We start from the raw sequence: 26,053 nt of genomic DNA, 5'->3' as shown, positions 1-26,053 counted from the left end.
AGCGGGCCAGGTTGCGGCAGGACGACCAGTGCCGCATCGATCCGCGGTACGTCCCCCCACAGGGAGGCCAGCAGCAGCCGACCCCCCTGCGGCAGGACGACCGGTGGCACGTCGGTCGCCCCAGGTCAGCCCGCCGCGAGGTCAGCGTCAACCGGCCTGGTTGCGGTAGGACGACCGGTGGCGCTCCCGTCCGCGGTGGGAGCGACCGGGCTTCGGTACGACGACCAGTGAGCGCGTCGATCCGCGGTACGTCGCCCAGGGGGCCAGCGCCAGCGGGCCAGGTTGCGGCAGGACGACCAGTGCCGCATCGATCCGCGGTACGTCCCCCCACAGGGAGGCCAGCAGCAGCCGACCCCCCTGCGGCAGGCCAACCCGTGCCGCATCGGTCCGCGGTACGTCGCCCCGCGCGGAGGTCAGCGCCAGCCCGCCGGGCTTCGGTAGGACGGGTGGTGGCGCGTCGGTCTGCGGTGGGGGCCGGCCGGGTGTGGTTCCTCCTCGCACGCGGTGCGGGCGGCGTGCTGGGCCATCAGGACGGCGGTCAGTGCGGCGAGTTCGACGGGGGTGGGTGCGCCTTTGACGACACGGATCGGTGTGCGGGACATGGTCGAGCTCCTTTCTGTCGGCAACTCCCGTGCGGTCTTGGTCAGTTGACGCTCCGTATGATGTGGGGGTACTCCTCGTCCTCCGCGTGGGGGTGCTCGGGGATGTCCCGGACGGTGGGGCGTGCGAGGGGGCGGGCGGTGACTCGCACGAACGAGGCCGAGGTCTCGGGGTGCGGGGCGGTGCGCAGGTCGTGGTTGAGCGTCGTGTTCACGGCTGGTCTCCCGTTTCGGTGAGGGGCTCGGGCTGCGCGCACGGTCACTGCGGCGGGTTTCCGTGCTTGCGGTCGGGGCGGTCGGTCGGCTTGGCGCGCAGCATGCGCAGGGAGCGGGCCAGTACGTCGCGGGTCGCCGCGGGGTCGATGACGTCGTCGACCAGGCCGCGTTCGGCGGCGTAGTAGGGGTGCATCAGCTCGTCGCGGTACTGCTTGACCAGGTCGGCCCGGGTGGCCTCCGGGTCGTCGGCGGCGGCGATCTGCCGCCGGAAGATCACGTTGGCGGCGCCCTCCGCGCCCATCACGGCGATCTCGTTGGTCGGCCAGGCGAAGGCGAGGTCGGCTCCGACGCTGCGGGAGTCCATCACGATGTAGGCGCCGCCGTACGCCTTGCGGAGCACCAGGGAGATCCTGGGCACGGTGGCGTCGCAGTACGCGTACAGGAGCTTGGCGCCGTGGCGGATGATGCCGCCGTGCTCCTGGTCCACGCCCGGCAGGAAGCCCGGCACGTCGATGAGGGTGACCAGGGGGATGTTGAAGGCGTCGCAGAGTCGGACGAACCTGGCGGCCTTCTCCGAGGCGTGGATGTCGAGGACACCGGCGACGGACTGCGGCTGGTTGGCCACCACGCCCACCGTGTGGCCGTCGATGCGGGTCAGCGCACAGATGATGTTGGTCGCCCAGCGTTCGTGGACCTCCATGAACTGACCGTCGTCGGCGATCTCGGTGATCACGGCGCGCATGTCGTAGGGGCGGTTGCCGTCGGCGGGCACCAGGTCGAGCAGCTCGTCGCAGCGGCGGTCCGCCGGGTCGCCCGAGTGCTCCACCGGCGGGGGTTCCTGGTTGTTCTGCGGCAGCAGCGACAGCAGGAAGCGGACCTCTTCCAGACAGGTGTGTTCGTCGTCGTACGCGAAGTGGGCGACGCCGCTGGTCTGCGCGTGGACGTCCGCGCCGCCGAGTCCGTTCTGGCTGATCTCCTCGCCGGTGACCGCCTTGACCACGTCGGGTCCTGTGATGAACATCTGCGAGGTCTCGCGCACCATGAACACGAAGTCGGTGAGCGCCGGGCTGTAGGCGGCGCCGCCCGCGCACGGCCCGAGCATCACGCTGATCTGCGGGATCACTCCGGACGCGCGGGTGTTGCGGCGGAAGATGCCGCCGTACCCGGCGAGCGCGGTCACGCCTTCCTGGATGCGGGCACCGGCGCCGTCGTTGAGGGACACCAGTGGAGCCCCCGCCGTGATGGCCATGTCCATGATCTTGTGGATCTTCTGGGCGTGGGCCTCGCCCAGCGCGCCGCCGAAGATGCGGAAGTCGTGGGCGTACACGAAGGTCGTGCGGCCGTGCACGGTGCCCCAGCCGGTGACGACTCCGTCGCTGTAGGGCTTCTTGTGCTCCAGGCCGAAGCCGGTGGCCCGGTGCCGGCGCAGCGGCTCCACCTCGGTGAACGAGCCCTCGTCCAGCAGGATCTCGATGCGCTCGCGGGCCGTCAGCTTGCCCTTGTCGTGCTGGGCGCGGGTGGCCTGCTCGCTGGGTCCGGCGGCCGCCAGCTCGTGCAGCGCGTGCAGCTCGGCGACGCCGCCGCGCACAGTGGCGAGCGGAAGGTCCTGGAGCGCGGTCACCGGACCGGTCCCGCGGCCGGGATGGCGGCGCCCAACTGGGCGTAGACGTCGAGGAGATCGTCGGAGAGCCAGTACTCGGCGATGCGGCCGTGCTCGTCCAGGCGCAGGATGTCGGCGCCGCGCAGGGTGACCTCGGTGCCGGGCGGGGCGTCGGCCCCCTCCGGGCGGCCGCCTTCCCAGCTGCCCCGGAAGATCCAGCGGCCGATGACGTGGCCGTCCGCGGCGAACGGGCCGAGCGTGGTGGCGATCCGCGCGTCGGCGCGGTAGGAACCACGGAACAGCGCTATCCAGTCGACGAACTGACGCGGCGTACGAATGCTGTCGGCGGGCGGCATTCCCACCTCGGGCAGGTGCAGCAGCAGGCTCGGGGCGAGGATGTCGTCGGCCGCCGACCGGTCGCCGTTCCACAGGTCCATCCAGCGCTCCCACAGCGCGAGATGGTCCGGGGGCGCAGGGGGTGGGGACTGCTCCCTGTTCCTGTTCGCAGCCTCCGGGGCCGGTGGCGTATCGAGTCGTACGTCGGTCATGCGGTCCTCCCGTTGAACTGCTCGGATCGATGCGAGGTGCGAGGCGCGAGGTGCGTGTGCGGGCCGGGCCTTGCCGAGCGGGGCGTGGTCGCCGGTTCGCTCTGGCCGGGCCGACGTTCGCGACCGGCGGGGCCGGATCCCGACGGGGCCTCACTTCCCGGCGTCGCAGCCCTTGATGGACTGCCGTGACTCCACAGACCGTCGGCCTGCCCCGGCAGATACACCCCCGCCGTGTCCGACCCGCCCCACCCTTCAATGTGACGGCCGTCACATCCGGGTCGTGTACGTGGGGGCGGGTCCCCCCGCTCTGTTCGGGTGCAGCGCTACGGAGGACCCACGGGAGGACAGTCATGCGTTTCGGACCGGACCTGACCATAAGGTCGGCGCACGCGTGGCTGCCGCCCACGCGGCGCACGGCCGCCGACGCCGTACGTGCCAAGGAGGTCGGCGCGGCCGATGCCGCGGCCTGCGGAGCGGTGGAGATCCCCGTGTCGACGGAGGCTTCGGGGCCGCAGCTCGCGGTGCGCGCCGCGCGGGTCGTCCTCGCCGAGGCGGGCGTCCCCGCACACGACGTCGATCTGCTGATCCACAGCTGGATCTACTTCCAGGGCCACGACTTCTGGTCGCCGGCGCACTTCGTCGCCGATCAGGTCGGTGCCGACCGCGCCGTCCCGGTCGGCATCCAGCAGATGTGCCACGCCGGGGCCATGGCCCTGCACACGGCGGCCGTCCAGATGGCGGGCGACCCCTCGGTGCGCACCGCCCTGGTGACCACCGGGGACCGGCTGAGCCTGCCCGGCTTCGACCGCTGGCGCAGCGACTACGACGCGGTGTTCGGCGACGCCGGGACCGCCCTGCTCCTCACGAAGTCGGGTCCGGGGCTGCGTCTGGTGTCGAGCCGTGTCGTGGCCGCACCGGAGCTGGAGTACATGTACCGGGGCGGCGACGCGTTCGCGGACGCCCCGCTCACCCACTCCACGCCCATCGACGCGCGGCGCGCCAAGAAGGCGTTCCTGGCCGCGGGCGGGATGGCCCGTTTCGCGGAGATAGGGCCGCCGAAGATACGCGAGGCCCTGCTGGGCGCGCTGGAGGACGCCGGGTTGTATCCGGACGACCCCCGCATCCGGTGCGCCCTGCTGTCCCGGCTCGGCCCCAAGACCATCGGGCTGCTCTACCGCCCGGTCATGGAGGACGTGCTCAAGACCGAGGTGCTGCACCTGGGCGAGCGCACCGGGCATCTCGGCGGCGGCGACGCCATAGCCAACATCGCCGACCTGAACGAGCAACAGCTGCTCGCGCCGGGCGAGTTCGCGCTCAGCCTCAGTGGCGGCGGCGGCTTCACCTGGTCCTGCGCCGTCGTGCGACGCCCCGAGTCCTGAGGCGTCGCGGTTGCTGCACCACACCCCGCCAGCAGCTTGCAGATCCCTTCCTTTCCCGCCCCTTGAGGACGTCATGACTACGCACCCGAGTACCACCCCGGCCGCGACGGCCACGGATCCCGCGCGCGTCCGCGAGATGTGGCGCACCTGGAACGCCCTGTGGAACGGGGAGTTGGACCTCTCCCACGCCCACGAGGTGATCGCCGACGACTTCACCGTCCACGCCACCAGCCTCGCCGGGCGGATGGCGACCGCCGACACGGCCTCGATCACCGACCGGGACGGACTCACCGCCTGGATCGCCGGGACCCGCTCCGCCCTCGCCGAACTGCACTTCACCGACGAGCCCGGCCCCATCGTCGACGGCGACCTGGTCGCGGGACGCTACCGGGCCACCGCCGTGCACCGCGGCGGCACCCCGGGGGCCACCGCACCGCTGGGCACCCGCACCGAGCACGTCGGCATCAACATCCTGCGTGTCGAGAACGGCCGGTTCACCGAGTACTGGACCGTCGCGGACACCTTGGGCCTGCTGACCCAGCTGGGTCTGCTCCCGTCCTGACCATCACCGGCACCCTCCCCCTGAAAGGCTCATCATGACCACTGCACAGGTGGACGCCCCCTCGGTGGCCGCCCCGGTCCGCCCGGACCGGCGCAGGACCCTGGCCGCCGGTGTGATCTCGGCCGGCATCCTCATCTCCACCCTCGACCTGACCATCGTCAACGTGGCCTTCCCCGCGATCAGCGCGGACTTCGCGGGCGCCACGGCCGCCCGCCTGTCGTGGGTGCTCAACGGCTACGCGATCGTCTTCGCGGCGCTCCTCATTCCCGCCGGGCGCTTCGCCGACCGGTACGGCATGAAGCGCGTCTTCCTCACCGGGCTCGGCCTGTTCACGGTGGCGTCCGGGCTCTGCGCGGTCGCCCCGTCGCTGGACTTCCTGATCGCCGCGCGCGTCCTGCAGTCGGTGGGCGCGGCGGCACTCGGCCCCACCTCGATGGGGCTGCTGATGGTCACGTACGGGCCGGGGCAGCGCGCCGCCGCGATGCGGGTATGGGCGACGGCCGCCGGTACGGCCGCGGCCTCCGGGCCGCTCGTCGGCGGTGTCCTGGTCAACGTCTCGTGGCCCTGGATCTTCATCGTCAACCTGCCGATCGGCGTGCTCGCCCTGGTCCTCGGCGTGAAGGTGCTGGGCACCGGCGGGGCGGCCAAGCAGCGGGCGGCGATGCCCGACCTGCTGGGCTCCGTACTGCTCGCCGTGGCCATCGGTCTGCTCTCGCTCGGCATCGTGCAGGCCCCGGACTGGGGCTGGGGCTCGGCGCGGGTGGTGGGCAGCCTGGTCGGCGCGGTGGTGCTGACCGCGGTGCTGCTGCGGCGCTCGGCGCGGCACGCGAGCCCGGTGATCGATCTGGCGCTGCTGCGCATCCGCGACTTCTCGATCGCCAACGTGGCCTCCGCCCTGTACTACGTGAGCTTCGCGGCCACCGTGCTCTCGGTGTCGCTGTGGTGCCAGAACGTCTGGGGCTGGTCGGCCCTGGCGACCGGTCTCGCCATGGCCCCGGGCAACCTGCTGCTGCCGGTCCTGTCGGTCCTGTCCGGCAAGCTGGCGGCACGCGTGGGCCAGGTGTGGTCCGTGGCGTTCGGCTCGGGGATCATCGCGATCGGCGCCGCCTGGTGGGCCGTTGCGGTCACCGTGCACCCCAACTACGTGGCGGGGATGCTGCCCGGCGTGCTGCTCACCCGGATCGGCATGGGGCTTTCGCTGGCCCCGCTGATGGGCGCGAGCGCCCGGCAGCTGCCGCCGGCCTCGGTGGCCACCGGGTCCGGGCTGAACAACATGGTGCGCCAGGTCGGCTTCGTCCTCGGCGTGTCCGTGCTGATCGTCGTCATCGGCACCCCCGGCGGCGGCACGGCGGCCCTGGACGCCTTCCGGGCCGGGTGGTGGTTCACCGCGGCGGCGGCCGCCGCCACCTCGCTGGCGGCGCTGTTCCTCCGCCCCGACCGCCCCGGCCGGGTCGTCAAGACCGGCTGACCCCCGCCGCACGGACCACGGGCCCCGCACCTTCCAGGTGCGGGGCCCGGCGCGTTACCCGCAGGGCTAGGGCATCTCAACTCCCGGATCGGACAGGCGAGTTGACTGGGTTCCCGGCATGTCCGCCGTAGCGACCGACGGCCGGGGCAGGCTGACACCCAGCTGGGCGTACACGTCCAGGAGGTCGTCGGAGAGCCAGTACCCGTCGATCCTGTCGTCGGCGTCGAAGCGGAGCACATCGGTGCCGCTGTAGCGCACCGGTGTCCCGGGCTCGGCCCGTGCGCCCGGCGGGCGGGCGCCGCCGGCCCACGTCGCCTCGCAGCGCCAGCGGCCGGTCAGGTACCGGCGGCCGTCGGCGTCCCGCACGGCGAACGGCCCCAGCACGGTGGTGAAGCGCGCCGCGCGGAAGGTGGTCCGGAACGACACGATCCACGAGGCGAGCGCGGCCCCGTCCGTGATCGTGCCGCCCGCCGGCATGCCCACCGTCGGCAACCGGCTGTGCAGTTCCTCACTGATCAGGTCCGCGGCCGCGGTGAAGTCGCCGTTCCACAGCTCGATCCAGCGCTCCCAGACGTCGGTGCCCCCGTCGCCCCGCGCCCTGCCGCTCCCGCTGCTCTCCTCGAACCGGGGGCGCCACGCGTCGTCCATCGTTTCCTCCTCGGAGACGGTCCTTGCCTCGCTCCGCTACAGATCGCCCGGGTTCCACGGCAGGTACAGGGCCCGGCGAAGGTATCCAGCGCGTACGGGGCGGGATCTGTAGGGGTGTTGGCACACCATCGACCCGAGGAGCAGGCATGACCGATCCGATACGCCGCGTGGCGATCGTCACCGGCGGCAGTCGCGGCATAGGGCGCGCCGTCGCCGTACGACTCGCCGCCGACGGCTATGACATCGGGTTCTGCGCGCGCGGCGAGTCGGCGGCCGCGCGGGAGACCGCCGACCTGATCCGCGGCCAGGGGGCCCGGGTCTTCTTCGACGCCTGCGACGTCGCCGATCACCAGGCGGTGGACACCTTCGTCAAGCGGGTCGAGGAAGAACTCGGCCCCGTGGCCGCGCTCGTGAACTCGGCCGGGATCGTCAAGGACAACGCCCTGGTGATGATGCCGGTGGCGGACTGGCACTCCGTCATCGACACCAACCTGACCGGCACCTTCAACTTCTGCCGGGCGGTGGGCTTCCCCATGCTCAAACGCCGCTCCGGCACGGTCGTCAACATCTCGTCCGTCGCCGGTGTGTACGGGCATGCCACCCAGGCCAACTACGCGGCCTCCAAGGCGGGAGTGCACGGCCTGAGCCGCACCTTCGCCAAGGAGATGGCCCGCTACGGCATCCGCGTCAACGTGGTGGCACCCGGCTTCATCGACACCGACATGACGGACCAGCTGTCCGACCGGGCGCGCAAGGAGGCCCTGGGCATCGTGCCGATGCGGCGCTTCGGCACGGCCGACGAAGTGGCGGACCTGACCGCGTTCCTGGTGTCCGAGCGGGCCGCCTACATCACCGGGCAGGTGTTTCAGGTGGACGGCGGCGTCGCCCTGTGAGCCTGTCGACGGGCCGGCTGCCGCCGGACGGCCTCGACGTGTGGTGGATGGCCGTACCGCCCCGACAGGACACCGCGGCCGTCCGGGCCACCCGCGCGTGGGCGCGGGATCTCCTCGACCCGCTGCAACAGCGGCGGGCCGCACGGCTGCGCCAGCCCGACCGGCGCCACCGGTTCGTCTCCGCCCATGCCGGGCTGCGCCTGCTGCTGTCGCACTACCTGGACGCCGCCCCGGCGAGCGTCGCCCTGCACCGGGCCGCCTGCGGCCGCTGCGGCGACGCGCACGGCAAGCCCTATGCGGAGGACGGCACACTGCACTTCTCCATGTCGCACTCCGGCCAGGGCGTGCTCTACGCCTTCGCGTCCCGGCCGGTGGGCATCGACCTGGAGGTCTCGCCGGTCCGGGCGGGCGCGGAGGACCGGCTGGCCGGCTATCTGCACCCGCAGGAGCAGGCCGATCTGGCGGCGCTGCCGCCGGGCGAACGAGCCGCCGCGTTCCTGCGCTGCTGGGTGCGCAAGGAGGCGTACCTCAAGGGCATCGGCATCGGCATCGCGCACGGTGTCGACGGGGTCCGGGTGGGGCTCGGCGCCCGCCCGGGCCGCCCGGGCGCGGTCTCCGAAGGGGACGGCGGCTGGCGCCTGGTGGACGTGAACGTCCCCACCGGGTACGTGGCCGCGGCCTCCTACCCGGGCGATCGGCCCCGGCTGCGCGGCCGGGTGCTGCCGCTGTTCAGTACGCTCGCGTGACGTTCGAACCCGAACAAGGACGCGGGCCGGTACGGTGCGTGATGGCCCGCACCGTACCGGCCCGCCTTGGCCGAGGAGGCAGTTCCATGGACGAGGAGACGTTGGTGGCATGGCTGCGCGAGGCCCGGGCGGACGAGCCCTCGGCCGCGCTGGTCCACGAGGTCGCGTCCTGGCCGGCGCCGGGCGCCGTCCGGCGGGGTGCCGACCGCGGCCGCGCGGCGGACCTGGCCGATCCGGACGACCCGACTCCCTTGCCCGGGGCTTGAGTTGAGGCTGCTTGCGACCGCCGCCTCCGTGCCCGGTCCGCCGCATCGGCCAATGGCCCGGGCGCGGAGGGCGCGCCGGGCCGGGGTGGGGCCGACTGTGCGGGCCGCCTCACCCGCGTACGGGCGGGCGGCTCACCTGGACGACGGCGGAGCGTGGCGGCGACGCCGGAGGGCCGAGGCCCGGGGCGATTGCCTGGGCGGGCCGGGCCGTTGGAGCGGAGCCGCCCCACGACGGGCTCACCGCCCGGGGCGGCCTGTTACGCCTCGTCGCCGGGGCGGGCCGCGCGCAGTGCGGCGAGTTCCTCCGCCAGGCGGCGCAGCGCGCGGCCTCGCAGGGGGCCCACCGAACCGCGGGCGACGCCGAGCGTGCGGCTGATCTCGTCGTAGCCGGGGGCCGGGTCCGCGCTGATCAGGGCCAGCAGCGCCTGGTCTCGGGCGGGCAGGCGGCGCAGCGCGCACAGGACCTCGGCGCGGCGCTCGTGATGGAGCAGCTGGTGATCGGGGGCGTCGTCGGCGTCGGTCGAGGGGCGTTCGAACTTGGCGCTGTCGCCGACCGGAAGGTAACGGCCCTCGCGGGCCAGTTGCTTGAGGCTCTCGCGGCGGGCGCAGGTCGTCAGCCAGTCCGCGAAGCGGTGCGGTTCGCGGACCTTGGCCAGGTGCTGATACACCCTCAGCCAGGTGAGCTGGTAGACCTCTTCGCAGTCCTGGCTGCCGAGCCGGTGGGACCGGGCGATCTTCCACACCAGCGGGGAGTACCGCTCGACCAGGGCCCGCCAGGCGGGCTGCGCACCCTCCAGGCAGTGACGTACCAGGGTCGCGGTGTCCGCGACGGCATCCGTCTCCTTGACGCGTGGGAGCGCCTGCACCGGGGGCGTCATGGGGCTCGCCTCCTTCCTGGGGTGGTTGTCTGTCGTGGTTGGGTCACTTCGGTTCCTCCGGCGGGGTAGGGGGGCCCTGGGCGGACGGGGGGGTTTGCGTCCGCCCAGGGCCCGCCCCGTTCAGCGGCGCAGGACCAGGCAGCCCACGGACCCGTCGGCGCAGACCGAGGTGACCAGCGCGTGCCGACCTTCGGCGGCGGCGCCCTCGCTCTGCCATCGCGCGAGCACGGCGGCGATCTGGATCGCTCCTCCGGCGCTGAAGCACTCGCCCAGGGCGCGCTTGACGCGCAGGGCCTGCGGCGGGAGCGCGCCCCCGAGGGCGGCGCGGACGCCGCGTTCCTCGACGCGCTCCACGCCCACCTGGCCGCTCGCGCCGAGCGAGACGACGTCCACTTCCCCGGGCCGTACGCCGCTGCGCTCCAGGGCTTCGCCGATCACCCGGGACAGGGCGGCGGCCAGGCCGCCGGTCTCGCGTCCGGCCTGGGGGCCGAAGGCGACCTCGCAGGCCAGGATCTGGGCGAGCCGGTCCTCCTCGCGGACCGCGTGCAGCGGCTCGACCAGGAGCATGGCGGCCGCCTCGCCGACCGCCGCGTCCGGCGTCAGCGCGCCGGAGCGGTGCCAGCCCCAGGCGCTCTGCGCGCAGAGCTCCTCGACGCCGCCGACGAGGAGGCGGTCCGCGTGGCCCTGGCGCAGCGCGTTGCGGGCGTAGCGGACGGCCTGCAGTCCTGACAGGTGCCCGCCGGCCAGGGTGGCGTTGACGCCGTGCAGGCCGTTGCGGATGGCGATCTGTCCGGCCGCGCAGTTCATCACGGTGTTCGGGAACAGGATCGGGTTCACCAGGTAGGGCTTCTCCCGCTCCAGGGTCTCCCGGGAGTACTCGCTCGAACTGCGGATGCTGCCGGTGCTGGTGCCCAGGACGACGCCGCTGTGCGCGGTGGTGGCCGGGCCCGTCCCGCGGGCCTCGGCGACGTCGAGGGCGAGACGGGTGGCGATCAGCGCCAGCTTGGTGGTGCGGTCGAGCTGCCGGTTCCCCTTGCGGCCCAGGAGTTCCTCCACGGGTAGCTCGGGGACGATCTGGACCGGGCGGGGCGGAAGCGATTCCCCGGCGACGGTCGACGCGTCCGCGGGTACGCCCCGGCCTTCGGCGAGGGCGGCGGCGAGCCGGTCCAGGCCGAGCCCGGCCGGAGTGACGACACCGGCGGCGGTGATGGCGAGCGGGGTCGTCCCGAGGGCCATGGCCGTGCTCATTCGACCCTCCCGAAGATGGTGATGGCGTTGTTGCCGCCGAAGGCGAAGCCGTGGTTCTGGACCACGCGGGGGGCGGCGGGTCGGGCCTTGCCCGGCACCGGGTCCACGCCCGGGCCGAGGGCGGGGTCGACCTGCTCCAGGTTGGCGGTGGGCGGCAGGAACCCCTCGTGCACCGCCTTGCAGCAGATCAGCGCGCCGAATCCGCTGGCCGCGCCCATCGTGTGCCCGATCATCGACTTGAGGGAGCTGATCGGCGGCAGCCGGTCGCCGACCACCTCGCGCACGGCGGCGACTTCGGTGGCGTCGTTGGTGCGGGTGCCGGTGCCGTGGGCGCAGATGTAGTCGATCTCGTCGGGGGTGACGCCCGCGCTGCGGTGGGCGGCCCTGATGCAGGCCGCGATGCTCGTCGAGTCGGGGTGCACCATGTGGTCGGCGTCGCAGTTGACCCCGTATCCGAGCATCTCCGCGTAGATCCGGGCGCCGCGGGCCACGGCGTGGTCGTAGCGCTCCAGGAGCAGGGCCACACCGCCCTCGGCGGTGAGGATCCCGGCGCGGTCCGCGTCGAAGGGCCGCGGGATCTCCTCGGCGAGGGCGCCGAGCCGGTAGAAGCCGGCGTGCGCCCAGCGGTTCACCGAGTCGGCGCCACCGGCCAGCATGTACTCGGCTTCGCCGGAGGCGACCTGGTCGAAGGCGTAGCCCAGGGCGTAGTTGCTGGCCGAGCAGGCGGTGGCGAGCGTCAACGCCTCGCCGGTCAGGCCGAGTTCGGTGTTGACGGCCGCGGCGATGCGCTGTGCCGGGGCTGCGGCGACCAGGTGCGCCGACAGCGATTTGAGGTCGTCGGTGACCCATTCGCCCACGAGCTGTTCGATGACCGCGGATTCGCCGCTGGTGGTGCCCATCACCGAGCCCGCTCGCGCGGAGGCGACCTGGTCCGCCGTCAGTCCGGCGTCGTCGACGGCCATCCGGGCGGCCGACGCGGCGAACTGGGCGCTGCGGCCCCAGTGTTCGGGGTCGATTCGGCGCAGCCACTGGCCGGGTTCGAAGTCGTGCACCTCCCCCGCGTGGACGTAGGGGAACCCGGTGGTGTCGAAGGAGCGGATCGGTGAGGTGCTGCGCCGGCCGGCGCGGACGGATGCGGTGAACTCGGTGGCGCCGAGTCCGGCGCTGCTGACCGCGCCGAGGCCGGTGACGACGACCCGCTGGTCCGCCGGCCGGGTCTGGTGGGATGTCGGTTCAGGCATCGCCGCCGCCGACCTTGTTGCGGGCCACGACGGTGTAGACGTTCTGCAGGGTGGTCAGCTCGGCCAGGTCGTCCTGCGGGATGATCACGCCGAGGTCCCGCTCTATGCGGGCCAGGATCTCGATGGCCAGGAGCGAGTCCGCGTCGTGGTCGTCGACGAAGTGGCTGGTGTCGGTCAGTTCGCCCTCTTCGAGTTCGAGGACCTCGATGATGATCTCGCGGATCTGCTCGGCCTCGGTGCGGGTGATGGTGGTGGGCGTGGTCATGTCGGATCCTCTCGGTGAAGTGTGCTGAAGGGCTCGGTGGGCCGGCTCAGGCGACGGCACGGAACCGCGGGCTTTCCTCGGACGGGACGGCCACGGCTCGGGCGGGGCGGTGCGTGAGGTTCACCCACAGCGCCCGCAGCAGCGCGCCGGGGTTCAAGAAGCGCAGCGGTCCCACGAGCCGTGAGGCGAACAGGTGCATGTGCCGGGCCATCGCGTCGTCGCGGGCGGCGGCGGAGAACATGAGGCGTTCGAAGGCGTTGAAGGGGCGTCCCTTGGCGTAGTCGGCGATCAGGTGCTGGTGCCCGCGCAGGGCGCCGCGGTGTCGCCGCCCGTATCCGGCGAGGGCCTTGTCGATCTCGTCCGCGGTGCCGGCGGCGGCCAGTACGGGGGCGAGCACGTCGGCCAGCCAGGACGCCGACTGGAGCGCCCAGCCGCAGCCGACGCCCCACAGCGGGTCGCTGGTGAGGGCCGCGTCGCCGATGAGGGCGAGGCCCGGGGAGGCGGGACGGCGGGACATCAGGGGGTAGTTGAGCGTGCCGATGATCTTCGATACGCGGGTGGCCCGGTCGATGGCGGGCGCCTCGGGCAGGGCGCGTACGAAGTCGAGGTAGGCCCCCTCCAGGTCCGCGCGGAACTCGGGCAGCCGTTCCTTGGAGGGGATGACGGCGACCACGGTCACGCCGCCGTCGTTGGGCATGGCGTAGGCCGTGTCCGGTTCCAGGAACCAGGACTGGGTGATGCCGCCGACCAGTTCCAGGTTCTCGAAGTGGGCGAAGTAGCTGAAGCGCTCGTTGGCGTAGGTCTTGACGGGTACGCCGGCCAGACGGGCAGTGACGGAGTCCTTGCCGTCGGCGCCGACGACGACCCGGGCCCGCAGCTCGTACGGCCCCTCCTTGCCGTCGACCTTCACGCCCGTGGTGCGGCCGCCGTCCCGCAGCAGACCGACCACGGTGTGGCCGAGCAGCAGGTCGACGCCGGGCGTGGCCGCGGCCCGCTCCCGCACGATCCGGTCCAGGGTCTGGCGGCGCACGTTGTAGGCGTAGGGCAGCGGCTCCCCGTCGGGCCCGGGCCGTGGTTCGATCCAGCCCCACCGGGTGTACCAGCGCGCCTCGTTGCGCACCGCGCCCGCCTCTTCGAGCGCCTCGACCAGGTCGAGCTCCTGGAGCACCGGCAGGGCGCAGGGCTGCAGATAGTGCGTGCAGAGCACCTTGTACGCGGCCGGGTCGGAGCGGCGTTCGAGCAGGGCGACGCGGGCGCCCCGGCGGGCGAGCAGGATGGCCGCGGCACAGCCGGCGACGCTTGCTCCGCTGATGACGACGTCGTACTCGGCGGTGCTCATGCGCTCATCGCCTCCTGGAGACGGATGCCGTCGGCCGGGCGGCCCAGTGTGGCGGTGGCGAAGCCGCCGATGCCGAGCTCGCCGAGGAAGGCGAGCACCTCCGCGGCGACCTTCGGGGCCCGCTGCACCTGGCAGAAGTGCCCCAGCCCCAGTTCCTGATACACCGTCAAATCCCCCAGTCCCGAACGCAGTCGGTCGATCGCAGTGGGCGGCGCCGACGGGTCGTCGATGCCGCTGATCACGTGCACCGGGACCGAGACCCGCTCCAGGGCCAGGCCGGGCGAGCGGGCGAGCATCGCGTACAGCTGCAGGAAGCCGTGCGGTTCGACCCGGTCCCGGATCTTCTTCTCCATCAGTGCGCGCAGGCCCGCGTCGACGTGCGGGGCGCGCGGACCGAGTTGTACGGCCATGCCCTCGGCGAGCACGCCACGGAAGCGGAGCACCGCGTCCGTGAAGAAGTTCGCGTCGACGGCCCGGTCGTGCGGCCGGTACACGGGGGCCACCAGGACGGCGGGCACCTGAGCGGACGGCGCACTTCTGGTGAGCAGTTCGAGCAGCGAGCTGGCCCCGAAGGAGTGGGCCACGACCGCCGCGGGCGGCCTGCCCAGCCGGTCGAGCGCCCGCTCCAGCCAGACGGTCGAGCTGCCGTGCTCGGCCCAGGCGTAGCTGGAGCCGGCCCGCCAGGGCAGGTCCAGGGCGGTGAGGCGCAGCTCCTGCGGAAGGTGCTCGGCCAGCGGCAGCCAGGTGTCCCAGTTCTCCTCGAAACCGTGCGCGAGCACGATGCGGGGGGCGCCCTTCGGGCTTCCCGGCCGCTCCCATGCCCGCAGCACCTCGCCGCCGACATGGTGGTCTGTCGACAACGTCCAGGCGCTGGAACGGGGGGAAGCACGACGCGTTACAGGCACGCCCGATCACTCCTCGGACTCGTGAAGACGGAGGTCAGCAGGGTTCGGGCCCTACCGGCCCGCCACCTTGATGCCCTTACCGTCGCCCAGCGGGGGCTCCCCCGGGGAGGTGGTCCGGCCACCCGTTCCCCCCGCCGGGTGGTTGGCGGCACACACCGTCGGCCGCGCCGGGCCCGGCGCGTGCCGGGGCTCACAGGAGAGATGACGGAGTCGTATGCCACGGGGCGACACGTGGGCCGCGCACTCCTACGCTTTCGACATGAACGAGTTCCATGCGATGGACAGTCGTCGCTTTGCCCCGCAACTGGCGGCGGAGGGCGTCGCGTTGTGGGCGGCGGGCCTCGATCGCGGAGCCCTGGCCGACGGCGCGTTCGCCCGCTGGGTCACCCAGGGCCTGGCGGCCGGCGCAACCATCGAGGTGAGCGCGCTGGCCCGGGCCGCGGCGCGCCACGACTCCCCCTACCGCGAGCAGCTCGACCAGCTGGCCCGCCGCGGGGTCACCGGAGACGCGGCGCTGGCCGCGCTGCGCGCCTACGACGCCCGCTGGGCCTGCGATGTCCTGGCGGACGTGTTCAAGGCGAGCGAGGGGCGCGAGGGCCTGGTCGGCGTGGACCTGCCCGAGGCGGACAGCGGCGCGGCACAGAGGCTGCGGCGGGCCGTGGCCCGCCCCGGACTGCTGGTCAGGGTGAACGCCGGGACAGGTGCGGGCATCTCGCTCATCGAGGACTGCCTGGCAGCCGGGGTCGGCGTGCAGGTGGCGGGAGTCACCTCGCAGGGCCGCTACCGGGACGTGCTGGACGCCTGGATCCACGGCCTGCACCGCGCATCGGCCGCGGGCCTCGACCTGTCCGGGCTCGCCTCGGTGGCCTCGGTCCCGGTCGGCTGGTGGGAGCGGGCCGGACAGCACGAGGCCGCCCAGGCCCTGGCGCGGCGGCTCTACCGGACGTACGAGGAGCGGCTCGGCGAGGCGGACTGGGCGGCGCTCGCGCGCCGCGGTGCCCAGCCGCAGCGGCTGATGTGGACGGAGCTGACGGAGCCCGAGCAGGTCGCCCGGTACGTCGCGTGGAACACGATCAGCGCCCCCGAGGCCGCGCTGCTGCGCACCGGCATCGGGGACGTACCGCTCGTCGGTGACACGCTCGGCGGGGCGTACTCGGCACGGGACGTGGGCCGGGCGGAGGCCGCCGCGGCGGGCTTCGACAGCCGCCTGGCGGCCCGCGACGCCGACGCCCTGCGCTCTCTGCGCGCGCTGACCGGCCCCGGGGAGGCGCCCGGAGCATGAGCCCATCGGGCTCGAACGGCGCCTTCAGGTAAGGGAGTTGGCGCCCGTCGGCGAGGGCGCCTGGACGGGCCCTCGACACCGACCCGAGAAGGCGCCCTGTGCAAGAACGCCCTTCAGCGCAGGGGAGCCCTTCGCTCGACGCTCCTCGCCGTCCGGACAGTTCCCCGACGGACGCACGCGGAAAAGGTCCACTCACCGGGTCCGTGCGGAGAGTGCGGCCTGGATCGCGGTCGCCTCGGACTCCGCCTCCGGGGCGGAGCCCGTGCGAATCCCCGGCGTCCGTGGCCGCCGCTCGGCGCGGCCCTCGTTTTCCTGGGCTCAGACCAGCGGGCCCGGGGAGGTCGCCGATGCGGGGGCGTCCTCGCGCCGCTGGATCCCCACCTCAAGGAGCATGTGGTCGACGACGTCGTCGCCCTCCCGCTCCGAGCTGTACCGGCGGATCGTCAGCTCGCGCCGGCAGTCGTGCGCGATCGCGCACAGCTCCGACAGGCTGCCCCGGCTGCTGAAGTGGAGCAGCGCCCGCCCGCCCGCGTTGACCCGCAGCGGTGCCTCGATGAGATAGCGGCGGTGGGCGGCGTAGCCGGGGTCGACGTAGGAGCTCTCGGTGACGGCGCGGTATCTGAAGTCCCCCGGCGCCAGTACGTAATTGGAGCTCCAGAAGACGGTGTCGAACCGCTCGTCGGCGCGGAACGCGGCGAACAGGTCGCTGTGCAGGACGCGGACCCGGCCGCCCTGGTGGTGCCGGGTCGCGTTCAGCATCGTATTGCGCACCGCCGCGGGGTTGATGTCGGCCGCGGAAACCGTGTGTCCGGCGAGCGCCGCGCTGACCGCGATCACTCCCGCACCGCAGCCGATCTCCAGGAAGGACCCGGCGGCCCGGGCGCCCGATGCGGGGGCGAGGCCGAGGAACTCCACGGCGATCCGGGTGGACGGCGAGTCCACGGGCGCGAAGACGTCGTCGAGCAGGTCCCAGTCCTTGCCGCAGAGCGAGAAGGACCGGGGCCGGTCGGCGCGGGTGCGCGAGGCCGTGCAGCGGGCGAGCGAGCGTCGGTAGTCCTGAACCGGTCTGAGCGTTGCTGTCCGCATCACGTTTCCCCCTGGCTGTCGTGGTGCGCCCCAGCCTGGCTCAAGCGCTCCTCGAGGCGGGAGGTGGTCCGGCCACCTGGTTGGCGGGCAAGTGTTGTTGCCGAAACATACTGACGCGCTCCCCCCGGCCGATTCCGGGTCTGCATTCGGCCAACTCGGAGGAAAGCGGGCGGAGTTCCTCTTGACTCGGGCTTTCTTGATTGCACGTCAATTGGCACCCTAGGCTTCGCTGGCTGTGGTGGCTGGCGCGGGGGAGGACGAAGCACCCATGGGGGATTTCAGAGACGACGAGGTCGTCGCCTTCTTGGCGCTGTTGGCCCGCGAAGCGCCCCTGCCCGAGTTCGACTCGCTCCTTGAGCAGACCCGCCGGGAGACGCCGCCCTCCGAGCCGGAGCGGCTCGCCCGCCTGGAGACGGTTCACCGGCTCGCCCTGGAGGTCCAGGCCCAGCTCAACCGCCGCCGGCAGCACGGTGCGGGGCTCTCCGCCCTGGTGGACACCGCCAGGGACCTGACCCTTCCGTACCATCTCGACGAGCTGCTCCAGCTGACCTGCCGCCGGGCCCGGCGGCTGCTCAATCTCGACATGGCCTATCTCAGCCTGCACCGCCCCGACAACGCGACCTCCGTGGTCCGCGCGGCGGACGGGCACGCCTCCACTTTGACGGTGGGCTTCGAGGTGCCCACCGAGGCGGGCATCGGCTTCGCCGCGGCCGAGCACGCGACGCCGTTCTGGACGCCCGACTACCTGCCCGACGAGCGGATCCACCACGCGCCCGTGATCGACGAGGTGATCCGCGCGGAGGGTCTGCGTGCCGTCCTCGCGGTCCCGCTGCGGCACGGGGACTCACGGTTCGGTGTGCTGTACGCCGCCGACCGCAACGTGCGGTACTTCACCCCCGACGAGCTGTCGTTGATGGGCTCGCTCGGCGACCTCGCCACGGTGGCCATCGAGCAGGCGCGGCGCCTGGACGACGTACGGGCCGCGGTCGACTCGTTGGAGACCGACGGCGTCCGTTCGCGCAACGCGCTCGCCGACGCCGAGCAGGTCGCCGAAACGTACCGCCGGCTGCTCGACATGGTCCTCAGCGGCTGCACCCTGCACCAACTCGCCGCGGAGGCGGCCGCGTTACTGGGCGGCACGGTGCACATCCGCAACAGCTTCGGGGACTGGCTCGCCGGGGCGGCCGAGGCACCGGAGATCGACGACGAGCTGCTGCTGCGCTCGTCCCTGGACGCGCACGCCGAAGGCGCCATGGTGGAACTGTCCGACGGCGTACGGATGGTCCCGATCCAGGCCGGCACCGACCATCTGGGCATCCTCCTCGTCTGCCCGCGAAACGGCGCCGACGGCGGCGGGGAGACCGAGAAGGACGACGAGGCCGCTGCTTCGGACCGGGCGGCCCCCGCGGATCAGGCGGCCGGTGCGCGCCGGGGCTCCGGTGGGGAGCCGGTGGCGGCCGCCGACCCCGCGGCGGGTTCAGGGCAGAGCGCGGGCGGCGCGGCCGACACCCGGAGTTCCGCCCCTCTCCTCGCCACCGTCGCCCAGGCCGTGGCCGCCCTGTTGGTGATGCAGCGCAGCACCGCGGTCGCCGAGGGATCGCTGCGCGACGAGCTGCTCGACGACCTGGTGGGCGACGCCCCGCACGAGCCGCGGGCGCTGCGCGAGCGCTGCCAGGGCCTCGGTCTCGACCCGGACGCGCCCTACGTCGTCATGGTGATCCGCACCGAGGGCGGATCGCAGGGCCGTGCCGTGGTCTGGGCGTCGTCGCACGCCCACAGCGTCGGCGGGCTCAAGACCGTGCTGCGGGGCACCCTGACCCTGCTGCTGCCCGGCCGCGATCCCAGCGCGCTCGCCCGGCGGGTGGCGCAGGAACTCCTCCCGCTGCTCGACCAGGCGCCGACGGTCGCGGCCGCCGGTCCCGTCACCAGCATCCTGAACGTCCGGGCCGCCTGCGAGGAGGCCAACCGGTGCCTGAGCGCCCTGCTCTCGCTCGACGCGCGCGGCACCTCGGCGAGCGCGGCCGATCTGGGCTTCCTGGGCCTGCTGCTCTCCGACCACCTGGACGTCTCGGGTTTCGTACGGTCGGCCATCGGCCCGGTCCTCGACTACGACGAGCAGCGCTCCACCGAACTGGTGCGGACCCTGGAGGCCTACTTCCAGGCGAGCAACAGTCCGACGTACGCCGCCGAAGCCCTCTTCGTCCATCCGAACACGGTGTCCCGGCGGCTGGAACGCATCGCCGAACTCCTCGGCCCCCACTGGCAGACGCCCGCCCAGTCCCTGGAGATCCAGCTCGCCCTGCGCCTGCACCGTACCCGCAAGAGTCTCGGGAACTGACCGGCCGGTGGCCTCCGCCGGGCGCTGTCAGGCGACGGCGTCGCCCCGCACCGAGGGCTCCGGTCCGTGCGGCGGCGCGGACAAGGCGAGGACGGCGTGGGCCGCCGAGGCGAGGGTCATGTGCCGGTGCCAGCCCTGGTAGGTGCGGCCCTCGAAGTCCCGCAGCCCCACCCGCTCCCCGGGGCGCGCCGTCGCGGCCGCCACACCGTCCAGCGACCGGGCGATCGTGAGCAGCGGTGGTGCCGTCAGCCGCGTCAGGTCGGTGAGCCACACGCTCGCGCGGGTCGGTGCGGCAGCGTCCCAGACGGCGAGGGCGAGCAGTCCGTCGGCTCGGGACGCGGAGGCCGACGGCCGCGCGCGGTCAGCGCCCGATGGGGCGCCCTCGGCCAGCCACACCCGCAGCAGCGCCGCGAAGGCCCTGCCCCGGGGGAGCAGCACGGGGCGTCTGAGTTCGGGGGTGGCACGCAGCAGTTCGCGCAGGGGCAGCGCGCGGCCCGGCCCGGAGAGGTGGGCGGGGATCACGCGGGTCGTGTCGCTCACCCGCACGAGCAGGGGCGCCGATTCCGCGAAGCTGCGGAACACCCAGGGCAGGACGGACGACGGGCTCTCGCTCAGGTCCATCACGACGGGCCGGGTGGCCAGCCCCCAGGCTCGGATCGGCCCGAGGGCGGCGCTCGCGGCACTCACGGCCGGTGCCTCCTCGACGCGGTCCTGCGCGAGGCCGACGGGCCGGTGCGGGTGGGGGCTCTCGTCCGGGTGCGCGTACGAACGCGGGTCGACGGTCCACTCGCCGGGCAGTTGCAGCCGCCAGCCGACCGGCACGGTGACGTCCGCCGAGGCGTGCCACAGACCGTAGGCGAGCTGGCTGTTGACGGTCCCGCCGCTCGCGGGGACGTAGCGCCGCCGCACGCCCGGCGACCGGTTGCCGGCCTTCGGGATCACCAGCGGCCGCACCACGCGGGCCCGGGCGGGAGCCTGCCGGTCCAGGAGCCGGGCGAGGGCCGCCCGCGCCTCGTCGAAGTCCCAGGGGGAGGTGCTGACGAAGTGGTGCAGCCGTTGTTCGGCCGCCCGGTCGGGGCAGATCCTCGCGAGGTTGCGGACCGACTTGCGCCCCTTGGTGGCCAGCAGCGCGCGCAGGTACTGTTCGGCGGTCCGGCGCTGGTCGCGTCTGCGCAGCCCCGCGAAGACCTCGGTCACGACGAGGTCGAGTACGTCGCCGTCCACACCTGCGGTGTGCCGGGTGTCGCACACCGGCAAGATGGCGTTCACGTCAGGTCGTTCCTCCCACTCCCCGTTGCGTCAACTCGCCCACGGCGCACCCTGGTTGGGCCCGGACCGCGTCACCTCACTCCCGTACGGTGCGGGCGGGACGGGAAGATGACGTACGGCTCCGTCCCAACCTGCCCGGCACCGGCGGCTGCCCTCCACGGTCGCTCCCCCCTTCCCCGGGCGGCGAGGTGTCCCGACCACACTGTCCGGCCCCGCGACGGTGACCAGACGACCACCATCCGGCCGATAGCGGGCTCCGGACACCGTCGCGCCGGTGGGCCGGCCACCATGAACCGGGCCCGCGCCCCGACTTCAGCTCTGCCGCGCCCGCCGCGCTACGCGTCCTCGGAGAGGATCCGCTCCACCACGGGCGAGCGGGGCTGGAAGACGTCGAGGAGGCCGATGGTGCGCAGCGCGGGGGCGAGTTCACGCATCTGCGTGACGAGGGCCGCGTGCTCGGGCGTGCCCTCGGTGAGGTCGTCCAGGCGTACGGCGTTGGCGACGAACGCGGCAACCGACCCCTTGCGGACGGTCATTCCGTTGATCGCGGTCGAGTCGACCCCCTCGGGCAGGACGTCCTCGGGGCGTACGGCGGGCTGGTGCGGGGTGGTGGACGAGTGCGACATGGCCATCCTTAGCGTGTTGAATGCACGTGCTTTCTGCACGTATCAGAACGTTAGCAGAACTCCGTGCTTTTTGCACGTACTATCGAGGTGTGAGGAAAACGACGCATGACAGCACGTCCGCCGCCCGGGTGGCCGCGGCCATCGGGGCACTGACCCTGCGGGCCACCCGCGCCGGGCTCTACGGTCGGCTGACCTCCGGCGTGGAGGGCGTGGACGCCACGACCTACCCGGTGCTGTCCGGGCTCGCCCGCGTGGGCCCCGCCACGGCCACCAGGCTCGCCGAGGCGATCGGCATGGACCGCACCGTCACCACCCGCTACGCGACGAGGTTGCAGGAGGCCGGACTGATCACCCGCCACCCCGACCCGGCCGACGCCCGCGCCACCAGACTGGCCCTCACCACCGAGGGAGAGCGCGCGGTCGCGGCGATGCGGGGCGCCATGGAGGCCTTCCTGGCCGAGGAAATGGCAACCTGGCCACCGGACGAGGCCACCGCGTTCGCCATGCGACTGGAGCGCCTGACGGACGCGCTCGCGCGGGGGGAGGCCGGCGGGTCGGGCTGATGGGCCCTCAAGACATGCGCCGCGGGAGCGTTCACCGACGCACCCCGTCAGCCGGACACGCTCCTGCGGCACCACCCGGCGGGACACCCCTCGACACCGTTGGCTCAACAGCCTCTGCGAGGCGGCCAGTTCGCTTCCGGAGAGGGGTCCCCGGCCGCCCCGTCACCGCCCGCCCCCGAGCCGGACGACGCACCCGGCCCTCGCCCAAGGAGCGCCGGTTGGACCCACGAGGGTCGCCGACGTAGACGATGGGGCCGGGCTGGCGGGCTGCACTGTGGCACTCAACAATGCCTGGACGCCGGTTGGGCCGTAACCACCCCCGCGCAGACCAGGGAGACCTGCCGTACTCCCGTGCTGGTGGCCCCGTTCCGGCCCCATCACTTGGACCCTATGCGGCGGCACTGACAACCCGGCCGGACCGTTGGCCCACCGGGAGACGCCGCCGTGAGTCAGATCCTGCCGGTCACGCCATGAGCGGGCCGGGTCGGTGAAGACCGCCGCCGTCGGGGCCTCGCGCCGGGGTCCGACGGCGGGTTGCGTCAGGCGGGCTGGCCGACGTCGTCGAAGTCGGTGGAGGCCGACAGCTCCGCCCAGGCCTGCATGTCGCGCTCGAAGGCTTCCCGTCCGGCCTGGACCAGGCGAAGCGCGTCGGGCCCGAGCAGCAGGCGGGCCGGGGGTTGGTCGGACGCCACCATGCGCAGCACCGCGGCCGCGGCCTTGTCCGGGTCGCCCGGCTGCTTCCCGTTGCCGTTGACGCGCCGGGCACGCAGCGGCTCGAACAGCTCGTCGTAGTCGGCGATCGCACGGGGTGCGCGGCTCATCGAGCGACCGGCCCAGTCGGTCCGGAAGCTGCCCGGCTCGACGGCGGTGACATGGATGCCGAAGTCGGCGACCTCCTTGCCCAGGGTTTCGAGGATGCCCTCCACCGCGAATTTGCTGCCGTGGTAGAAGCTGAGGCCCGGCATGGTGATCAGCCCGCCCATCGAGGTGACGGCGATGATGTGGCCCGAACGGCGCTCCCGCATGTGCGGCAGCACGGCCTTGATCACCGCCACGGTTCCGTAGACGTTCACCTCGAACTGACGGCGAAGGTCGTCCATCGACGACTCCTCGAAGAGGCCGTCGTGGCCGTACCCGGCGTTGGCGACGAGCACGTCGACCGGTCCCAGTTCGCGCTCGGTCCCGTCCACGACCGCGTCGACCGCGGCATGGTCGGTCACGTCCAGGAGGCGGGCGTGCGCGTCGCCGCCGAGCGCCTCGAAGGCCTGTGCGTCGGCGGGCGTGCGCACCGTGCCCACCACCCGGTGGCCCTCGGCCAGGGCGGCGCGTGCGAGTGCGCGGCCCAGGCCGGTGCTGACGCCGGTGATCAGGAATGTCTTGGTGTCCGACACGGGAGTTCCCTTCGTACGATGCGAACAGAGGCCAACTCGGGCCAGCTGCGGCCCGGTTGGTCTCGACACGTTCCACTTCAGCACCGGAATCGGCCGCCGATCGGCTTCAGCGGGGTCCGCTTCGCCCCGGGGACGACGGGACCGGGGGTCTGCCAGTCCCCCCTTCGCAGGCCGTCGGGGCGATCTTGGGCCCTATCGTGAACGGCATGGACCGCAACACAGCTCTCGGTGAGTTCCTCCGCTCGCGGCGGGCACGGATAACCCCGCGCCAGGCGGGCCTGTCCGACGACGGCGGCTCCCGGCGCGTGCCAGGGCTGCGCCGCGAGGAGATCGCGCAACTGGCGGGCGTGAGCGTCGACTACTACGTACGCCTGGAACGCGGACGCCGCGTGAACGTCTCCGAGACCGTCCTGGACGCCATCTCCCGCGCCCTGCGCCTCGACCCCGTCGAACGCACCCACCTGTTCCAGCTGGCCAAGCCCGCCGCGGGCAGGACCCGCCGCACGGCGACACGTCCGCAGCCGGTCCGCCCGGGGTTGCGCGACCTGCTGCGGATCCTCGAACACACCCCCGCCCTCGTACTGGGGCGGCGCCTGGACGTACTCGCCTCCAACCGGATGGCCCGCGCGCTGCTCACCGACTTCGAGGCGCTGCCGCACCGAGAGCGGAACCTCGTGCGGTTCATGTTCACCGACGAGACCGCCCGCTCCCTGTACACCCACTGGGACACCCACGCCCAGGACATCGTCGCCTCGCTCCGGCGCGACGCCGGACGCCACCCCCACGATCCGCTCCTGGCCGAGCTCGTCGGCGAACTCTCCATCACGGACGAGGACTTCCGCCGCTGGTGGGCCGACCAGAACGTGTACCGGCACACCCATGGCAGCAAACACTTCCACCACCCGGTCGTCGGCCCGCTCACCCTCAATTACGAGTCCCTGACCCTGCCCGCCGACCCGGACCAGCGGCTGAGCATCTACACCGCCGAGGCAGGCTCCAGCTCCGAGGAGGCACTTCGGTTGCTGGACGCGTGGATCCGGCGGCCGGAGCCCTCGCACGACCAGCACGCAGACCGATAGACACCCGCAGGTCCGCGCACACGGCCCACCATAATGGCGTCCGGAAACCCCCGGGCCTGCGGACCTGCGGACCTGCGGACCTGCGGGAATGGAACTCGGCATCCCGTGGCTGTTGTGCATGATCACGCCGAGCGGCGCATTCAGCTGTCCGGCAACGTGAGTACGGAATCTGAGGGAGCGACAGCAGCATGCCCGTTACACAGCCCGCCGCCGAACGTATCCGCGTCACCGCGGAGCCCGACTGGTACGAGTCGGCCGGTATCTCGCTCGGCATCCGGGTCGGAGACATGGTCTACACATCGGGACAGGCCCCCATCGACACCCAGGGGGCCACGGTCGGAGCCGGGGACTTCGAGGCGCAGGCCCGCCAAGCGCTCGCCAACCTGTCGACGGTCCTGACGAACGCAGGCTCCAGCCTCGCCGACGTGGTCAAGGCGACGGTGTTCGTCACCGACATCACGCAGCAGGACGTCTACGCCAAGCTGCGCGCGGAGTACTTCCCGGCCGAGCCGCACCTCGCGGAGTCGTTCGTCGAGGTCTCCTCCCTCGCCGCCCCCGAGTGGATGATCGAGATCGAGGCCATAGGACTCGTCCGGCAAGCCTGAGCACCGCGGAGTGCGGCCGCCCCGGGCAGCCCCCAACTGGCCATCCGCGCACGCGATTTGGCCCGTCTGCACACGGCCTTCCAGCACTGAAGCCGGTGGGCCTGCCGACGCTACTGCCACGGGCGGCGTCGGCGGCCCTGCTGGACGTGCCCGTCACCGAGGCCACCGCGGCTGCCTCCCCGCGGTCGAGGACGGTGCGCGATCACGGCCGGGTGGCCAGCCAGATGATCGCGGCCGCGGTGACGGTGAGACCGGCGTTGAGTGCGATCCGCCGGTCTCCGCCCGTCAGATGGACGGCGATCGCGCCGACCTGTAGGAGCACCAGGCCACCCGCCGCAGTCGGCGCAAGGGATAAGGCGATGCCGGTCAGCGGCGGCAGGATGAGACCGGTCGCGCCGAGTATCTCGACCGCCCCCAGCGCCCTGATCGCGGGCAGGGGTACGCGGTCGACCCAGGCCATCATCGGCCGGAGCTGATCACGGCTGCTGACCACCTTCAGGGCCCCGGCGTAGAAGTAGAAGAGCGCGAGGATTCCCGCGACGAGCCAGTAGGCGATGTTCATGATTCCCGTTCATGGGCCCCGGTTTCATGGAGACCCGTCGATTGCGTTGATGGTGCGAGGGCTGGTGAGGCTCGGTTGTGCGCCCGAGCGACCCGGCTGACGAAAGGGCCGACACCCTGTCGAAGCGAGGCGGCCTGGCCGTGCCGCGCCGCCGGCTTCAGACGAGGTGGGCGGCGGGGCTGACCGCGTAACGGCTGTTCATCTCAACGGCGTTGAGCCGGAGCGTCACCGGCGGCCGCCGTCGTCACCCTCGCCCCCGTCCGTGAACCGCACGGGGCCGGAGGGGGAGAGCGAGGCCCTCGTCCCGTCGAGCGTGGCGGTCCTGCGGCAGCGCTCCCTGGGTGGGGTGAGTTCGGCCCTGGCGACCAGGCCGAGCCTGCGGCCGGTCTTCGCTTCTTCGGTCATGGTTACGAGTGCACCGCCAGGGCCCTGCCGTTGTCCAAGACCCATC

28 protein-coding genes are annotated in these 26,053 nt (G+C 72.9%); 11 read left to right on the top strand and 17 right to left on the bottom strand.

The window, feature by feature from the left end:
- Nucleotides 1-413 precede the first annotated feature (413 nt).
- Genes AC07F3_RS40355 through AC07F3_RS40340 form a run of 4 tightly spaced genes read right to left on the bottom strand, consistent with a single transcriptional unit; the run spans nucleotide 414 to nucleotide 2,963 of the window.
- Complete coding sequence (locus AC07F3_RS40355) at nucleotides 414-602, bottom strand: acyl-CoA carboxylase subunit epsilon (protein WP_479119949.1); 189 nt, start codon at nucleotides 600-602, stop codon at nucleotides 414-416.
- A gap of 41 nt (nucleotides 603-643) precedes the next feature.
- On the bottom strand, nucleotides 644-814 hold the full coding sequence (locus AC07F3_RS40350; RefSeq protein WP_479119948.1) for a hypothetical protein: 171 nt from the start codon (nucleotides 812-814) through the stop codon (nucleotides 644-646).
- Between the two features lie 44 nt (nucleotides 815-858).
- Complete coding sequence (locus tag AC07F3_RS40345) at nucleotides 859-2,436, bottom strand: acyl-CoA carboxylase subunit beta (RefSeq protein WP_479119946.1); 1,578 nt, start codon at nucleotides 2,434-2,436, stop codon at nucleotides 859-861.
- Complete coding sequence (locus tag AC07F3_RS40340; protein WP_479119945.1) at nucleotides 2,433-2,963, bottom strand: ester cyclase; 531 nt, start codon at nucleotides 2,961-2,963, stop codon at nucleotides 2,433-2,435. Before AC07F3_RS40340 ends, AC07F3_RS40345 begins: the two co-directional genes overlap by 4 nt.
- A 350-nt stretch (nucleotides 2,964-3,313) precedes the next feature.
- Here AC07F3_RS40340 and AC07F3_RS40335 point away from each other — a divergent pair, with 350 nt between their 5' ends.
- The 3 genes from AC07F3_RS40335 to AC07F3_RS40325 all read left to right on the top strand — a co-directional run bounded on the left by AC07F3_RS40335 (nucleotide 3,314) and on the right by AC07F3_RS40325 (nucleotide 6,372).
- The gene (locus AC07F3_RS40335) at nucleotides 3,314-4,342 is read left to right on the top strand and encodes a ketoacyl-ACP synthase III family protein (RefSeq protein WP_479119944.1); all 1,029 of its coding nucleotides are present in this window, start codon (nucleotides 3,314-3,316) and stop codon (nucleotides 4,340-4,342) included.
- A gap of 73 nt (nucleotides 4,343-4,415) precedes the next feature.
- Entirely contained in the window at nucleotides 4,416-4,904 is a 489-nt protein-coding gene (locus AC07F3_RS40330) for an ester cyclase (RefSeq protein WP_479119942.1), read from the top strand.
- Nucleotides 4,905-4,938: 34 nt separating this feature from the next.
- A complete protein-coding gene (locus AC07F3_RS40325) occupies nucleotides 4,939-6,372 on the top strand; it encodes a DHA2 family efflux MFS transporter permease subunit (protein WP_479119941.1) in 1,434 nt (477 codons plus the stop codon).
- A gap of 66 nt (nucleotides 6,373-6,438) precedes the next feature.
- Here AC07F3_RS40325 and AC07F3_RS40320 read toward each other — a convergent pair whose 3' ends face one another.
- Nucleotides 6,439-7,020: a nuclear transport factor 2 family protein gene (locus tag AC07F3_RS40320; protein ID WP_479119940.1), complete on the bottom strand. Its 582-nt coding sequence runs from the start codon at nucleotides 7,018-7,020 to the stop codon at nucleotides 6,439-6,441.
- 146 nt (nucleotides 7,021-7,166) lie between these two features.
- Between AC07F3_RS40320 and fabG the strand changes: the two genes are divergently transcribed.
- The 3 genes from fabG to AC07F3_RS40305 all read left to right on the top strand — a co-directional run bounded on the left by fabG (nucleotide 7,167) and on the right by AC07F3_RS40305 (nucleotide 8,925).
- Complete coding sequence (gene fabG / locus AC07F3_RS40315) at nucleotides 7,167-7,913, top strand: 3-oxoacyl-[acyl-carrier-protein] reductase (RefSeq protein WP_479119939.1); 747 nt, start codon at nucleotides 7,167-7,169, stop codon at nucleotides 7,911-7,913.
- Nucleotides 7,910-8,659 (top strand): 4'-phosphopantetheinyl transferase family protein, encoded by a 750-nt coding sequence (locus AC07F3_RS40310; RefSeq protein ID WP_479119938.1) that lies wholly within the window; start codon nucleotides 7,910-7,912, stop codon nucleotides 8,657-8,659. The genes fabG and AC07F3_RS40310 overlap by 4 nt, the downstream gene beginning before the upstream one ends.
- 86 nt (nucleotides 8,660-8,745) lie before the next feature.
- On the top strand, nucleotides 8,746-8,925 hold the full coding sequence (locus AC07F3_RS40305; RefSeq protein ID WP_479119937.1) for a hypothetical protein: 180 nt from the start codon (nucleotides 8,746-8,748) through the stop codon (nucleotides 8,923-8,925).
- A 257-nt stretch (nucleotides 8,926-9,182) separates the two neighbouring features.
- Here AC07F3_RS40305 and AC07F3_RS40300 read toward each other — a convergent pair whose 3' ends face one another.
- From AC07F3_RS40300 to AC07F3_RS40275, 6 genes are all read right to left on the bottom strand, one after another.
- Nucleotides 9,183-9,803, bottom strand: a complete 621-nt coding sequence (locus tag AC07F3_RS40300) for an RNA polymerase sigma factor (RefSeq protein ID WP_479119936.1) — start codon at nucleotides 9,801-9,803, stop codon at nucleotides 9,183-9,185.
- Between the two features lie 120 nt (nucleotides 9,804-9,923).
- Nucleotides 9,924-11,051 (bottom strand): beta-ketoacyl synthase N-terminal-like domain-containing protein, encoded by a 1,128-nt coding sequence (locus AC07F3_RS40295; protein WP_479119934.1) that lies wholly within the window; start codon nucleotides 11,049-11,051, stop codon nucleotides 9,924-9,926.
- Nucleotides 11,048-12,292 (bottom strand): beta-ketoacyl-[acyl-carrier-protein] synthase family protein, encoded by a 1,245-nt coding sequence (locus AC07F3_RS40290; protein WP_479119933.1) that lies wholly within the window; start codon nucleotides 12,290-12,292, stop codon nucleotides 11,048-11,050. Before AC07F3_RS40290 ends, AC07F3_RS40295 begins: the two co-directional genes overlap by 4 nt.
- Nucleotides 12,285-12,557 (bottom strand): acyl carrier protein, encoded by a 273-nt coding sequence (locus tag AC07F3_RS40285; RefSeq protein WP_479119932.1) that lies wholly within the window; start codon nucleotides 12,555-12,557, stop codon nucleotides 12,285-12,287. The genes AC07F3_RS40290 and AC07F3_RS40285 overlap by 8 nt, the downstream gene beginning before the upstream one ends.
- A 46-nt stretch (nucleotides 12,558-12,603) precedes the next feature.
- On the bottom strand, nucleotides 12,604-13,896 hold the full coding sequence (locus AC07F3_RS40280) for an NAD(P)/FAD-dependent oxidoreductase (RefSeq protein WP_479119931.1): 1,293 nt from the start codon (nucleotides 13,894-13,896) through the stop codon (nucleotides 12,604-12,606).
- The gene (locus AC07F3_RS40275) at nucleotides 13,893-14,756 is read right to left on the bottom strand and encodes an alpha/beta fold hydrolase (RefSeq protein ID WP_479119930.1); all 864 of its coding nucleotides are present in this window, start codon (nucleotides 14,754-14,756) and stop codon (nucleotides 13,893-13,895) included. The genes AC07F3_RS40280 and AC07F3_RS40275 overlap by 4 nt, the downstream gene beginning before the upstream one ends.
- A gap of 304 nt (nucleotides 14,757-15,060) precedes the next feature.
- On the opposite strand from AC07F3_RS40275, the gene AC07F3_RS40270 reads away from it, so the two are divergent.
- Nucleotides 15,061-16,083 carry a transaldolase family protein gene (locus tag AC07F3_RS40270; RefSeq protein WP_479119929.1) on the top strand — a complete coding sequence of 341 codons (1,023 nt, stop codon included), beginning with the start codon at nucleotides 15,061-15,063 and terminating at the stop codon, nucleotides 16,081-16,083.
- 318 nt (nucleotides 16,084-16,401) lie between these two features.
- On the opposite strand, the gene AC07F3_RS40265 is transcribed toward AC07F3_RS40270, so the two are convergent.
- Nucleotides 16,402-17,169 (bottom strand): methyltransferase domain-containing protein, encoded by a 768-nt coding sequence (locus AC07F3_RS40265; RefSeq protein WP_479119928.1) that lies wholly within the window; start codon nucleotides 17,167-17,169, stop codon nucleotides 16,402-16,404.
- A 268-nt stretch (nucleotides 17,170-17,437) separates the two neighbouring features.
- On the opposite strand from AC07F3_RS40265, the gene AC07F3_RS40260 reads away from it, so the two are divergent.
- Nucleotides 17,438-19,507, top strand: coding sequence for a helix-turn-helix domain-containing protein (locus AC07F3_RS40260; RefSeq protein ID WP_479119927.1), 2,070 nt, complete (start codon nucleotides 17,438-17,440; stop codon nucleotides 19,505-19,507).
- A gap of 27 nt (nucleotides 19,508-19,534) precedes the next feature.
- Here AC07F3_RS40260 and AC07F3_RS40255 read toward each other — a convergent pair whose 3' ends face one another.
- Both AC07F3_RS40255 and AC07F3_RS40250 read right to left on the bottom strand, forming a co-directional pair.
- Nucleotides 19,535-20,776: an IS701 family transposase gene (locus AC07F3_RS40255; RefSeq protein WP_479119926.1), complete on the bottom strand. Its 1,242-nt coding sequence runs from the start codon at nucleotides 20,774-20,776 to the stop codon at nucleotides 19,535-19,537.
- 335 nt (nucleotides 20,777-21,111) lie between these two features.
- Nucleotides 21,112-21,402 carry a hypothetical protein gene (locus AC07F3_RS40250; RefSeq protein ID WP_479119924.1) on the bottom strand — a complete coding sequence of 97 codons (291 nt, stop codon included), beginning with the start codon at nucleotides 21,400-21,402 and terminating at the stop codon, nucleotides 21,112-21,114.
- An 89-nt stretch (nucleotides 21,403-21,491) separates the two neighbouring features.
- Between AC07F3_RS40250 and AC07F3_RS40245 the strand changes: the two genes are divergently transcribed.
- Nucleotides 21,492-21,965: a MarR family winged helix-turn-helix transcriptional regulator gene (locus tag AC07F3_RS40245; RefSeq protein WP_479119922.1), complete on the top strand. Its 474-nt coding sequence runs from the start codon at nucleotides 21,492-21,494 to the stop codon at nucleotides 21,963-21,965.
- A gap of 539 nt (nucleotides 21,966-22,504) precedes the next feature.
- Here the strand turns inward: AC07F3_RS40245 and AC07F3_RS40240 are convergent.
- A complete protein-coding gene (locus AC07F3_RS40240) occupies nucleotides 22,505-23,356 on the bottom strand; it encodes an oxidoreductase (protein ID WP_479119921.1) in 852 nt (283 codons plus the stop codon).
- 206 nt (nucleotides 23,357-23,562) lie between these two features.
- Here AC07F3_RS40240 and AC07F3_RS40235 point away from each other — a divergent pair, with 206 nt between their 5' ends.
- Nucleotides 23,563-24,435 carry a helix-turn-helix transcriptional regulator gene (locus AC07F3_RS40235; RefSeq protein WP_479119919.1) on the top strand — a complete coding sequence of 291 codons (873 nt, stop codon included), beginning with the start codon at nucleotides 23,563-23,565 and terminating at the stop codon, nucleotides 24,433-24,435.
- Between the two features lie 188 nt (nucleotides 24,436-24,623).
- On the top strand, nucleotides 24,624-25,040 hold the full coding sequence (locus AC07F3_RS40230) for a RidA family protein (RefSeq protein WP_479119918.1): 417 nt from the start codon (nucleotides 24,624-24,626) through the stop codon (nucleotides 25,038-25,040).
- Between the two features lie 202 nt (nucleotides 25,041-25,242).
- Here AC07F3_RS40230 and AC07F3_RS40225 read toward each other — a convergent pair whose 3' ends face one another.
- Nucleotides 25,243-25,602 (bottom strand): DoxX family protein, encoded by a 360-nt coding sequence (locus tag AC07F3_RS40225; RefSeq protein WP_479119917.1) that lies wholly within the window; start codon nucleotides 25,600-25,602, stop codon nucleotides 25,243-25,245.
- Between the two features lie 225 nt (nucleotides 25,603-25,827).
- Nucleotides 25,828-26,007 (bottom strand): hypothetical protein, encoded by a 180-nt coding sequence (locus AC07F3_RS40220; protein ID WP_479119916.1) that lies wholly within the window; start codon nucleotides 26,005-26,007, stop codon nucleotides 25,828-25,830.
- Nucleotides 26,008-26,053 lie beyond the last annotated feature (46 nt).

Source organism: Streptomyces sp. NPDC045846 (genome assembly GCF_056431605.1).
Note: the sequence above shows the minus strand (reverse complement) of the source record. Positions and strands in the feature narration are given on the sequence as shown.